This is a genomic window from Prevotella melaninogenica (assembly GCF_018127925.1).
In the GTDB taxonomy this organism is placed as follows: domain Bacteria; phylum Bacteroidota; class Bacteroidia; order Bacteroidales; family Bacteroidaceae; genus Prevotella; species Prevotella melaninogenica_C.
Map to the genome: position 1 here is coordinate 1,224,081 of NZ_CP072347.1, position 13,411 is coordinate 1,237,491.

10 protein-coding genes are annotated in these 13,411 nt (G+C 41.4%); 3 read left to right on the forward strand and 7 right to left on the reverse strand.

Annotated elements, in window-relative coordinates; genetic code table 11:
* Window positions 1-144: 144 nt before the first annotated feature.
* Window positions 145-2,838 (forward strand): valine--tRNA ligase, encoded by a 2,694-nt coding sequence (locus J4861_RS04650; RefSeq protein ID WP_211815983.1) that lies wholly within the window; start codon window positions 145-147, stop codon window positions 2,836-2,838.
* A gap of 282 nt (window positions 2,839-3,120) precedes the next feature.
* On the opposite strand, the gene J4861_RS04655 is transcribed toward J4861_RS04650, so the two are convergent.
* From J4861_RS04655 to J4861_RS04680, 6 genes are all read right to left on the reverse strand, one after another.
* Window positions 3,121-3,552, reverse strand: a complete 432-nt coding sequence (locus tag J4861_RS04655) for an HU family DNA-binding protein (protein ID WP_211815984.1) — start codon at window positions 3,550-3,552, stop codon at window positions 3,121-3,123.
* Between the two features lie 494 nt (window positions 3,553-4,046).
* On the reverse strand, window positions 4,047-5,588 hold the full coding sequence (locus tag J4861_RS04660) for a hypothetical protein (RefSeq protein WP_211815985.1): 1,542 nt from the start codon (window positions 5,586-5,588) through the stop codon (window positions 4,047-4,049).
* 57 nt (window positions 5,589-5,645) lie between these two features.
* Complete coding sequence (locus J4861_RS04665) at window positions 5,646-5,852, reverse strand: hypothetical protein (RefSeq protein WP_249110740.1); 207 nt, start codon at window positions 5,850-5,852, stop codon at window positions 5,646-5,648.
* 802 nt (window positions 5,853-6,654) lie between these two features.
* Window positions 6,655-7,365 carry a DUF2461 domain-containing protein gene (locus J4861_RS04670; protein WP_211815986.1) on the reverse strand — a complete coding sequence of 237 codons (711 nt, stop codon included), beginning with the start codon at window positions 7,363-7,365 and terminating at the stop codon, window positions 6,655-6,657.
* Between the two features lie 135 nt (window positions 7,366-7,500).
* Complete coding sequence (gene nth / locus J4861_RS04675) at window positions 7,501-8,148, reverse strand: endonuclease III (protein ID WP_013265335.1); 648 nt, start codon at window positions 8,146-8,148, stop codon at window positions 7,501-7,503.
* Window positions 8,149-8,210: 62 nt separating this feature from the next.
* Window positions 8,211-8,831, reverse strand: coding sequence for a Type 1 glutamine amidotransferase-like domain-containing protein (locus J4861_RS04680; protein WP_211815987.1), 621 nt, complete (start codon window positions 8,829-8,831; stop codon window positions 8,211-8,213).
* 209 nt (window positions 8,832-9,040) lie between these two features.
* Here J4861_RS04680 and J4861_RS04685 point away from each other — a divergent pair, with 209 nt between their 5' ends.
* A complete protein-coding gene (locus J4861_RS04685; RefSeq protein WP_211815988.1) occupies window positions 9,041-9,262 on the forward strand; it encodes a hypothetical protein in 222 nt (73 codons plus the stop codon).
* A 398-nt stretch (window positions 9,263-9,660) separates the two neighbouring features.
* Here J4861_RS04685 and J4861_RS04690 read toward each other — a convergent pair whose 3' ends face one another.
* The gene (locus J4861_RS04690; RefSeq protein WP_211815989.1) at window positions 9,661-10,923 is read right to left on the reverse strand and encodes an Nramp family divalent metal transporter; all 1,263 of its coding nucleotides are present in this window, start codon (window positions 10,921-10,923) and stop codon (window positions 9,661-9,663) included.
* A gap of 754 nt (window positions 10,924-11,677) precedes the next feature.
* Here J4861_RS04690 and J4861_RS04695 point away from each other — a divergent pair.
* Window positions 11,678-13,396, forward strand: a complete 1,719-nt coding sequence (locus J4861_RS04695) for a glutamine--tRNA ligase/YqeY domain fusion protein (protein WP_211815990.1) — start codon at window positions 11,678-11,680, stop codon at window positions 13,394-13,396.
* Window positions 13,397-13,411: the final 15 nt, after the last annotated feature.

The following is a 13,411-nucleotide window of genomic DNA, read 5'->3' on the forward strand; positions in this document are numbered from 1 at the left end:
GTCTTGATGTTTAAAGTTAAACATAAACGTTAAAGTACTCATCAGTGTACTATTATTGATGCAAAGATACGCTTTTTAGGCGGATTTTTTGTACTTTTGCATCGTAATTTTAAAGATAATAAAGAAATAATAATATACGAGACAATGGAATTAGCAAGCAAGTATGATCCACAAGTAGTGGAATCAAAATGGTACCAGTATTGGCTGGACAACAAGCTTTTCAGTTCTAAGCCTGATGGCCGCGAGCCTTACACTGTGGTTATCCCTCCACCAAACGTAACGGGTGTGCTTCATATGGGCCATATGTTGAACAACACAATACAGGACATCTTGGTAAGACGTGCCCGCATGGAAGGTAAGAATGCATGCTGGGTACCGGGTACTGACCACGCAAGTATTGCTACAGAAGCAAAGGTTGTGAACCGCCTCACAGAGCAAGGTATAAAGAAGACTGACCTCACTCGTGAGCAGTTCCTTGAGCATGCATGGGATTGGACACACGAACATGGTGGCATTATCCTCAAGCAGTTGCGTCGACTTGGTTGTTCATGCGATTGGGATCGTACTGCTTTCACCATGGACGATACTCGTAGCAAGAGTGTTATCAAGGTATTCTGCGACCTCTATAAGAAGGGTTACATCTATCGTGGTGTACGCATGGTTAACTGGGACCCACAGGCGCAAACAGCTCTTTCTGACGAAGAAGTAATCTATAAGGATGAACATTCTAAGCTCTATCACCTTAAATATTATGTTGCCGATGACGACCAAGCAAAGGTTGAACGTAAGGATGAAGGCAACGTAATACATAAAGATGCAAAGGGCTACTATGCTGTTGTCGCAACCACTCGTCCAGAGACGATCATGGGAGATTCGGCTATGTGTATCAATCCAGAGGACGTTAAGAACACATGGTTGAAGGGTCTTCGCGTTGTAGTTCCATTGGTAAACCGTGTGATTCCTGTAGTTGAAGACTCATACGTTGACATCCAGTTCGGTACTGGTTGTTTGAAGGTAACACCTGCTCACGACGTTAACGACCATGCACTTGGCTTGAAACACGGTTTGGAAACTATTGATATCTTCAACGATAATGGTACTATCTCCGAGGCTGCTGGCTTGTATGTAGGTCAGGATCGTATGGATGTACGTAAGCAGATATCAAAGGATTTGGAGGCTGCAGGCCTCATGGAGAAGGTTGAGGACTATGATAATAAAGTCGGATACTCAGAGCGTACACACGTACCTATTGAGCCAAAGCTGTCTACACAATGGTTCTTAAAGATGCAGCACTTTGCTGATATCGCCCTTTCTCCTGTCATGGACGACGACATAGAGTTCTACCCAAAGAAGTATAAGAACACATATCGCCACTGGTTAGAGAACATCAAGGACTGGTGTATCAGCCGTCAGTTGTGGTGGGGTCATCGTATTCCTGCTTACTACTTCAAAGATGTAGAAGGCAAGAATGCCACCGTTGTGGCAGAAACTACTGAAGAAGCATTGAAGTTGGCACAGGAGATTAATCCTTCAGTAACAGCTGCCGACCTTGAACAAGAGAGCGATTGCATGGATACTTGGTTCTCAAGTTGGTTGTGGCCAATCTCTGTCTTCGATGGAATCAACAACCCTGACAACGAAGAAATCAACTACTACTACCCTACCAGCGACCTTGTTACAGGTCCAGACATTATCTTCTTCTGGGTAGCACGTATGATTATGGCAGGCTATGAGTATCGTGGTAAGTTCCCATTCAAGCATGTTTACTTCACGGGTATTGTACGTGATAAGCTCGGTCGAAAGATGAGTAAGAGTCTTGGTAACTCACCAGATCCTATCATGTTGATTGAGAAGTATGGTGCTGATGGTGTTCGTATGGGTATGATGCTCTCTGCACCTGCAGGTAATGACATCCTTTTCGACGAGACACTTTGCGAACAGGGACGTAACTTCAACAATAAGATTTGGAATGCTTTCCGCCTCATTCAGGGTTGGGAAACAACAGATGCAGAGCAGCCATTGGCAAACAAGATTGCTGTTGAGTGGTTCGAAGCTAAGTTGAAAGAAGTGAATGCAGAAATGAATGAGCAGTTTAAGAGCTATCGTATTTCAGAGGCTTTGATGACTGTTTACCGCCTCTTCTGGGACGAGTTCTCAAGCTGGTACTTGGAGATGATTAAGCCAGAATATGGAAAACCAATCGACAAGCTTACCTACGAAGCAACCCTTAAATTCTTCAATTCACTCTTGAAGATGCTCCACCCATTCATGCCTTTCATCACTGAAGAGTTGTGGCAGCACATCTATGATCGCAAGGAGAGCGAGAGCATCATGCGTGATGAACTCAAGCTCGATACTCCAAGCAAGGATGAGTTGAACCTTATCGAAGCTATTGAGCAGGTTAAAGCGATTGTCAGCGGTGTGAGAACCGTACGCAACCAGAAGAATATTGCACCAAAGGTTGAACTCGACTTGAACGTAATCGGTCAGAACAACTACGAGGCTTACAACAGTGTAATCATTAAGATGGCTAACTTGAAGACTATTGAAGTAGTAACAGAGAAGAGCGGCGATGCATCTGGCTTCATGGTAGGTACCGACAGTTTCGCTGTCCCAGTGGGCGACTTGATTGACGTTGCAGCTGAGATTGAGAAGCAGGAGAAGGAACTCAAGCATCTTGAAGGCTTCCTCACAGGTATCAAGAAGAAGCTCTCAAACGAGAAGTTCGTGGCAAATGCTCCTGCTGCAGTTATCGAGCGTGAGCGCAAAAAGCAGAGCGACTCAGAGGAGAAGATTGCTGCTTTGAAAGCAAGTCTTGAGGAATTAAGAAAGAAATAATCTATTATCTCTTTGGCTAATGGGTTCATTAGCCAAAGCATTTTAGTAAATATAAAAACAAGGGGATGTGTCAAAATGTAAATACCATTTTGATAATCTTACAGTTTGAAACAATCCAATAAAAAAGACCATTTCTGTACTCGATTTTGAGTAAAGAAATGGTCTTTTCTTTGCTTTTAGGAAAAACTACTTATAGTTTAAAAGTTGTCAACTTATTAATTTGCATTTTGACAAACCCTCTTGAAGATAAGGCTTTCCCTTTTTCAGAGGAGTTGGCAAGGACTACCCTGGCAAGGGTCCAGGAGTCTTTCCGCCCCCTTCTTCCTTAGAGCCCGTTTTTTCCTCTTTCACCGTCTCATACGAGTTCTCGCGCAAAGCGGCCTTTAGTTCTACACCCGGCGTAAACGTTACGCGTGGCTTGATGGTCTCTGTCTTAAAGGCCTTTTCTGTTGCAGCCCCTTCGCTTGAAAGAGTCAGGCGCATCGTACCAAACTCGCCCAACTGCACGCTAAAGCCGTCACGAAGATAATGAGGCAAACAATCCATAAAGTTTGCCAGTACGTTTTCGATGTCACCACGTGTGAGTGAAGAACGCCCCGCAATGTCGCGTGCAATGTCTCGCAAGTTTTTCTTACCAAGATTTACAGGATTAGCATAGAACTTTTCCTCTGTCCGCTTCTGCGGATTCTTTTTCTTTTGAAGTTTAATCTTCATAATTGTTTTGTTTTTAAAAGTAAATATTTAAGTTTTTACGGCATTTACACCTTGGTTTGTTCCATGGTTTATTCTCCGTTTTTCATATTCTTTTCTGAATAAGGTTTTATCCAGTTTGTAGTGTCAATGGTTTTCTCTTTTTTTTCTGGTTAGAAACCTTCTTTGTCTTCAAGATAATAGCATTTCCATTTATAGAAAATTGAAACTTCCACCCATCTTTTTCAGAGCCAAAGGAGGGCTTTAAATTTTCCTACGGTCAGAAGAAAATTTTTCTTTGTGAAAAATTTATTTCCAACCGTAGGTACGTAAATTTCTCACCGTAGAGAAATTTTCTTCCGACCTGTTAGAAATTTCCCGCTAACACGTTCCCCGTAAATTTCTGACAGGTTAGAAATTTTCTTGCAACGGGTTAGATTTTCTCTTATCTCTCATCCTCCCTTATCCTGTTAGGCTCCCTCCCCTTTTGGGGGAGGGTTGGAGTGGGGCTTTTAGGACTACTCAAACACCCCGATTCTGTACCCAAAGATGCGGCTGCTGTTATCCAGAAAGACGGAACCACTCTCGATTCTCAGGCAGTACGCGAAGCCGCTGCCCCACGGGTAAGCACTAGACGACCAATAGTAGCCGTGAGTGCCAACGCGGGTCAGCTCACCAGAGTTGTAGAAACCCAAGGCGGGCAGGAAGAAATAATTACCTGCGTCGGCAGCGGAAGGAAGAGTTCTAGATGCGGACCAGTGCTCATCGCGTATGTTTCCACGCCAATCACTGCCGTCGACAGCCGTGTTATTGTCGAATCCACTTATCTTTGCCTTCTTCTTAAACCACATGCCGCCTTTATATAAATGACCCATAGTTGTCCATAGTTCATCACGATCCCAACGGGGATCACCCTTGACAGCGTACCAAGTCATCTCGTTCACGTTAGGAAGAGTAGCACAACTCTGGGTAGCATCGAAACGACCTGAACCGCTGCCCTCGTTGTAGTAACGTGGGTCAGTGTTGCTCTGGGCGTAATTTGATGAACTGTTATCGTTAAGAGTTGGCTGGCCTACGCCTGCTGGCAAGTTCTTTGTCCATTCGTAACCGTACCAATATTGATTCTGAGCATCCCACATGTAATAATGGTCACCGTCGTAGTCCTTTACGTTAAGGTTAGCAGTGATATTATAATACTTGTTCTGGTCGTAGGTAGCTGATGCTAATGTCTTAGTTATAGTTCCCTCTACGTTTGTTGCAATGTCTTTCACCCAATAACGTATCCTGAGTGTGTGAGTGCCTGGCTTTATAACAACGTAAGAACCATTGGTAGCGGCGCTTGTGGAGTTGTTAGTTAAAGGGAAACCGTTAGCGTATGTTCCGCTACCACCTGTTGAAACAATAATTTGCTTACCTGTGCCTGTGCCTGTGAGTTCGCCTGTTGTTGGGTTGAGGGTATATGTACTGGTAATGTTATTATCAGAGCTTACCTCCACCTTTGTCAAATAGCAATTCTGTAAGATAGTATTGGTTGTACGAGGTAAGAAGAGAAGATAAGCTGCCTTGTGGTCAAGCGCAAAAGCAAACGAGCCGTTTGACTGCTTCGATGCATCAGCCATACCGCAATCGCCTGATGTACCAAAGTGAGCAGTGGTATTTGGCTCTGATTGGCTCTGGGTAGCTGGGATTGTTACTTTGTCTCGATTTCCATTCTTACCAGGGTAATAAACCTTATAGGTGCTGCTTTGTGTAAACTTACCAGGCACTCTAAACTTAAAGCTGGCAGTCTTTGCTGTTGGGGCATTGCTGCTTTGGCGCCATGCACCGTTATCATCTTTTACCCAAATCTTGTCGCCTGCTTCCCAAAAGAACTTGCCATCACTCTCCATTGAGGTGCGCGTTGAGGGGTCACCTGCTGTGAAGGTCGTCAGGTTCTTATCGTTATCTGTGTTGTTTGGGTTCTGTGCTACGTCTTCATTGGCACAAGATGCAAACGCTAATGTGAGCCCGCAGAAAGCTGCGAACGATAGCAGGCGGGTCTTGAATAATTTCTTTTTCATTGTCTGTTTCTTCTTTTTGTGATTTTGTTTTCTTTACTTGGTTAATAACTCTCTTTGTTAGTCTTCCCATGAAGAATGCTCCGTCGTTTCTTCGCTTTCTGTCATCCAACTTGGGGCCTGCTTGGCATCACCAGAGGTTCCGCCTGACTGGGCTGGGTTGTGCTGACCAGGGTAAGACGTATCCATTAAATAAGTGGTTTCGCTTACTTGGATTATCATGCAACGTGGTGCAGAATAATCCTTCTTTTCTTGTTTCTTTCTCATTGCTTTTTTGATTTGATTAAAAATAGTTGTTACTGTTCTCTAGATGTGGCTTCATTACGCCACCTTTATATATACATCCTGACGAACTCATTATTTATCCTTTCTGATTGCCTACCCTCTCCCTCTCTACAGGCAGACAGCGCTTTACCACTGCCTGCCCGAGAAATCAACGAGAGAAAACAAACTATTATTAGAGAATTACAATTATCTGTTACGGTAAAATCTGTGCTTAAAACGTCCTTATTTTGCTTTCTTGATAGCTCGCAAATGGGCACGAAAAAGCGAACAAAGGAAACTCCGTGAAGTCCTTTGTTTACAACGGTTACGACACGCTTCGCGCGCGCGTAGGATGGAAGAAAAAAAGTATGATTAAACGCTAGTAGCGCCTGTGTGTGTGTGTGTGTGTGTGTGTGTGTGTGTGTGTGTGTGTGTGTGTGTTAGCAAAATATCTGAAACTACCAAATATAAAGCACTAAAAAAGGCAAAGAAATCAAAGTTTCTTTGCTGTGCTGGATTGGCTGGATATGTCGTTGCTAATTTGTTCACGGCGGCAAAGGTAAGAAGAATAAATTGAATGGGCAAGGAAAAGAAGAAAAAACCTTACCCCCCGTGGGGATGTGTCAAAATACAAATACCATTTTTATAATCTTACAGTCTGAAACAATCCAATAAAAATAACCATTTCTGTACTCGATTTTGAGTAAAGAAATGGTCTATTCTTTGTCTTTAGAAGAATCCTACTTATAAATTGAAGGTTGTCAAGTTATTAATTTGCATTTTGACACACCTTCTTTATTTGTTTCTACTCATAATCATCTACCACATTATTTATAAAGTCCATCATAGGCTTACCTGTCTTACAGATATGTTCTAACTGCTCAACCCAGCCATCGCCCTCGAAGAAGTCATCGGGCACAGACACCCAACAGCAATAATCCTTCATCCGAAGATACTGAAGATGCTCATAATCCTTTGGAAATCCCTTTGGAACAGTCTTTAAAGCTGCAAATCCAAAGCCTCTCTTACTTACTTTATCGTCGGTCCACTCGCCCTCATTAGGTCGTCCGAACAGATTAAGAAAGTCCTCATTCTCTACATCTTTACGCCATTCATGAATGTTCGCCATGATTTCATTGCGACATGAAGTCAATATATTCGTAGGCAACCAATAGCAACCAACAGCTACCAAGCAGTTCCCTGGCTGAAGATGTATATAATAACCGCCTCGCAATGCCTTTCTACCACGTGCACAGATGTATGCACCCAAGTGGCGTTTATACGGACTCTTATCAGGTGAGAAACGTATATCACGATAGAAGCGATAAGTACAATCCTTTGCCGTCAAGTGTGAAACCTCATCATCAAAGGTTGCCAAACAAGATATTATTTGGTCAACTCCGTTCTCGAAATCAGCCTTCACCGCATCATATTCAGCCTTATGTTCCTGAAACCATTGCTTATTATTGTTCGCAGCAATACCTTGCAGGAAGTGCATTATCTTCTTTGTATTCATAATCTTTTGCGTTTTATCTTGTTTAATTTTACACTATCAATTCATTCACTTGTTAACTCGTCAACCGTCAACTATAAACCTACCATCAATTAACTTGTTAACTTGTAAACTCGTTAACTCGTCAACTATACTATCCTACAACTTACTATTCTCCAACAACTTTGGACAGATATCATCAAAAGGGCAATGTTCGCAATCAGGCTTAGCACTCTTGCAAACATAACGGCCATGAAGCAATATCCAATGATGTGCATCCGAGACCTCCTCTGTAGGAATATTCTTCATCAAATAATCCTCAACCTTACGAGGCGTGTTAGCTGTTGAAGGAACCAGTCCCAGACGATGACTGACACGATATACATGCGTATCGACAGCAAGTGTTGGCTTACCAAACCACACTGCTTGAATAACATTTGCCGTCTTACGCCCTACTCCAGGCAGCGTAACGAGTGCATTAGGGTCAGAAGGCACCTCACCATCAAATTTCTCAACCAACATCTTCGACATCTCAACTAAATGTTTTGCCTTTGAATTGGGGTAAGAAACACTCTTCACATACTCAAATATCTCATCGGCTGTAGCCTCTGCCATCGCCTTTGCATCTGGATAATGACGAAACAATTCTGGCGTAATCGCATTGATTCGCTTATCCGTACACTGAGCAGAAAGGAGTGTCGCACAAAGAAGTTGGAATGCTGAACCAAAATTTAGCTCAGTTGAAACATGCCCAACATTCTTGCGAAAATAACTCAGTGCATAATCATATCTTTCTTTTCTTGTCATCTTCTTATAGTATAGTACAGCATAAAATAAACAGCTCAGCCAATTATCTCAGCCAATAAAAATTATTTTCTTTCTTTTATTACGATATTATTTCCCACAACAACAATAGCTTGCTGATTTGTAATAATCTTCAAGGGCAGATGGCTATTCTTGTTGACAACTTCCCGTGCAGCCTTTTCAAAAGGATAACTATCGAAATGTACGACAGGATAGAATCCAACAATGCCAAGACCAACAAAATCCTCCATTCCTGACACCCGCGAATAACAGTCATCCATACCCTTTGCATATTCAATGTTGGGAGCAAGTATCATCGCTCCAGCAGATTCCCCAATATATAGTTTTCCTTGCTCCACCTGCTCTATGATACACCTGTCAATCCCAGTTCTCCTCAATTCCTGCAAGAGAAAAAACGTATTGCCACCCGATACATAGATACAGTCGCAGCTTGTCAGGACCTCTTCCATTTCATTCTTACTGCATTGAGTAATTTCCAATTCCTTGATGATAAGTCCAAGAGAATCAAGTGCCACCTTGGCATCTTCCACATACTGTGTATACTCTTCATGAATGCTTGCTGTAGGGATAAATGCTACAGTCTTGCCCCTCAACGGAACTGAAACGGATTCGGATAAAATTGAAGCAACATCAGCAAAAGATGAACATAAAAAGATTTTCTTCATTGATATATTATGTTTTAGAACTTCCCTATCATTAGTACTGTAAACAGCTTGAACAGGAATAAAAATAAGTATTATAATTAAGAATATTATAAATCTATACCTCATACATTTCACGTTTAATACTGCAAAGTTACTAAAAACTAACAGATAATTTGGTGCTTTCCGAAACTTAATGTAATTTTGCATCAGAAATAAAAAACAAATCAATTATGATAACTCCAATGACAGGACTGATTGCACTGCTAATCATTGCACTGATTGGCTGGGTAGTCGCAGAGCTTAAAGACAAGTGTGTTACATTCGTTCACTCTGAAGAAGAGGCTGAGGGCGAAGAAGAAATGAAAGAAGCTTACGAAGCACATGGTGGCAGAGAGCTTAATCTGAAAGACTTGCTTGCACATAACAGTACGAACGGCTACAAGTCTATCTAAGATTAATAGCAAATAACATAAAAGACGGGAATGATATGGTTGTATCATTCCTGTCTTCTTTATATTATATAATGTGGGATTAATCTTCAGAAGTTGGTTTTTATAGGAGTAAAACGCTTATAGCTGAATTGAAAAATCATTACACAAAAAGAGAGGAAAGAAGCTTCTTCTACCTTGGAAACATCAAAAAAGACTGCACTCATAACCATCAGGGTATCAAAGAGTTGCAAAAGAATATTATAAAAGGTGCTTAATTGCATTGCAAAAGGGCGTTAGTTGCATGCCAACTAACGCCCTTTTGGACCTCAATTAACGCCCAATTGGAACGCAATTAAGCATCTTTTAATTTCAAAGCTGTGAATTTATTTTACAATATTCCACCTCGCAAGACATCACCACTATGATATACTCTCTATCAAGAGCCATATATTAAGTAAGGTGACGATGCCTGCCAACGAGTAAAGGAAGACCATATTCAACTTACTATTGGCATACTTACCCATCACACGCTTGGAAGATGTCAGACCGACCTGTAAGAAAACGGTGAAAGGAAGTTGGACAGAAAGGAACATCTGTGAGATAATCAATCCCTTAAATGGGTCACCAATAAAGAATATCATCAGAAGGGCAATACCTAATGAAAGCACAATTCCAGCAATAGAGTGCGTATCTTTTGCATTATATGACTCACCAAAAAGCCCAGAGAAGATACTACCCGCAGCCATTCCACTGGTTATCGTACTTGAAATACCCGCTAAAAGTAAGGCAATAGCAAATATATTCGCAGCATTATTACCCAAAAGTGGTTGTAACATTGCTTGCGCCTGAGACAGTTCGTCAACGTGCTGACCATGAGAGAAGAACGTACTTGCTGCCAAGAGAATCATCGCAGAGTTAATAGCCCAACCCACAATCATGGAGAAAAGAGTGTCGACAAACTCATACTTCAACATGTGACGGATGCGCTCGTCACCCTCCAAATAAATCTCACGACTCTGTACAATCTCTGAGTGAAGGAAAAGATTATGAGGCATCACAACCGCTCCCAACACACTCATGATAATCAAAAGAGAACCTTGAGGGACAGTAGGAACGAATGCTCCCTCAATGGCTGCAGGCCAATGAATATCAACGAGGAAGAGTTCATAGACAAACGAAAGGCCTATCATTGACACAAAGCCAATGATGGCACGTTCCATCTTCTTATAGCTATTCGTAAAAAGCATTATCAACACAGCCACTGTTGTTAAGACAGAGCCTGTAGGAATACTAATACCAAAGAGCATTTGTAGCGCAATTGCACCACCAAGAATCTCAGCTAAAGAGGTAGAGATACTGGCAAGAATTGCACTCAAGATGATAGGACGACCTATCCATTTAGGTGCATACTTAACTGCAGCCTCACTGAGACAGAGTCCTGTCACAATTCCAAGATGGGCAACATTATGCTGTAAAGCTATAAGCATGATTGTCGAAAGGGTTACTACCCATAACAATGCATAGCCATACTCTGAACCAGCAGCAAAGTTACTTGCCCAGTTTCCTGGGTCGATAAAGCCTACGGTCACCAACAAACCGGGACCAATAAACTTAAATATATCTAAGGCACCCAACACTCGTGGGTGGTCCTTACGTCGTAGTTCTTTTAATATATTCTTCATTCTAATCAAGTTTTATGCAAAGTTACAATATCTATATGACAAACTACAAGATGATAAGAGAATATTGAAAAAAATACAAACAATTAGGTAGGTGGATTTAAGGAAAGTTCTTTTCAAGCTAAATGTGTAATATTACCATATACTATACTCCAATAAAACGAATAACAAAAGATTGGTACTAAGCGTTAAAATGTACTTTGAATGGTCACAATAACACCTAAGTTTAAATCAGAAAGTCGCTTAAAAGAACTATAAAGAAAAATATAATATTAATTTTAAGATATCTAAAACGCATAAAAATAATATTGTAAATAAAAATACGACACCTCAAAATTACTAAAAACAAAAATGCCCTACGCTTCACAGCGATGGGCATTCAATCTCAATAGGTATTAGTTTCTTTAAGGTAAAAAGATTGTATTCAGGATAACGTTTGCAAAGATAGGGCATTATTTTTATATGTGCAAACTTTTATGCAACTTTTTTATTAAGAATGAAACATTTGTTATCATACATACACCTATCGCTGAAAGCTGTTCACATTCACTTTTATTAAACACTTTAAAAAGATAAAGAAAATTGGTTTTATTTCGTTACTGAAAATATACAAAACATTATAAAACATTACTCGAAAAGCATTTTGTATGAATAATTTCAAACTGCATAAAAGAATATACATTAATTATTTAGAACAAAGTGCATCATAAACAAGAAAAAATGAGTAACTTTGCAGCATAATAATAAATAGGAAAATATGACTACGATAGAGAACAACACCAATGAGGAGAAGCGTAGCTTGAGCTTCGTAGAACAACTGGTAGAGGAAGACCTCGCAAAGGGTAAGAACGGAGGACGTATTCAGACACGTTTCCCGCCAGAGCCAAATGGCTATCTTCATATTGGTCATGCGAAAGCGATTTGCATGGACTTTGGTGTAGCTGAAAACTATAAGGGTATTTGCAATCTTCGTTTTGATGATACAAACCCAAGCAAGGAGAACAACGAATATGTAGAGAATATCCTTCATGATATTAGCTGGCTTGGTTTCAAATGGGGTAACATTTATTATGCAAGTGATTACTTTGAGAAGTTATGGGACTTTGCTGTTTGGATGATTAAGAAGGGCTTGGCATATGTTGACGAGCAGACTTCTGAGCAGATTGCAACACAGAAAGGTACACCAACAACGCCTGGTACAGCATCACCATACCGTGATCGTCCTATCGAGGAAAGCCTTGCTTTGTTTGAGCAGATGAACACACCAGAGGCTATTGAGGGAAGTATGGTGCTTCGTGCGAAGCTCGATATGGCTAATCCTAATATGCACTTCCGTGATCCAATCATATATCGAATCATTCAGATTCCACATCATCGTACAGGTACAAAGTGGCATTGTTACCCAATGTATGACTTTGCACACGGACAGAGTGACTACTTTGAGGGTGTTACCCACTCTATCTGTACACTCGAGTTTGTGCCTCACCGTCCTCTCTATGATAAGTTTATTGATTTCTTAAAAGAAAGTGATGGCACCGATGACAACCTATCAGATAACCGCCCACGACAGATAGAGTTCAACCGCTTGAACCTTACTTATACAGTAATGTCAAAGCGTAAACTTCATACATTGGTTGATGAACATCATGTCAAGGGATGGGATGATCCACGAATGCCGACACTCTGTGGTATGCGTCGTCGTGGTTATTCTCCGGAGTCTATCCGTAACTTCATTGACTCTATTGGCTATACTAAGTTCGATGCACTCAATGATGTAGCATTGTTGGAGGCTGCTGTACGTGACGACTTGAACAAGAAGGCTACACGTGTTAGCGCTGTTCTCGACCCTGTAAAACTTGTTATTACCAACTATCCAGAAGGAAAGACTGAGGAGATGGAGGCTATTAACAACCCAGAGAATGAGGCAGATGGTTCACACACTATCACCTTCTCAAAGAATCTTTGGATTGAACGTGCTGACTTTATGGAGGATGCTCCAAAGAAATTCTTCCGTATGTCTCCAGGTAAGGAAGTGAGATTGAAGAACGCTTACATCGTTAAGTGTACTGGTTGTACTAAGGATGCTGAGGGCAATATCATTGAGATTCAAGCAGAATATGATGCTGACAGCAAGAGTGGTATGCAGGGTGCTGACCGTAAGGTGAAAGGTACTCTCCACTGGGTTAGCGCAGACCACTGCTTAAAGGCAGAGGTACGTGAGTACGACCGCTTGTTCAACGTAGAGAATCCTGCTGCTGATGAGCGTGATTTCCGTGAGCTTCTCAATCCAGAGAGCCTTACTGTACACACAGAGTGCTACGTTGAACAGTATCTCGCTGAGAAGAAACCGGGTGATTACCTACAGTTCCAGCGTACTGGCTACTTCATGCTTGACCCAGATACAACAGCCGACCACCTCGTGTTTAATAAGACTGTTGGCTTGAAAGATACTTGGGCTAAGAAGGCCAAAGCATAACTAAAGTAAAGTAAG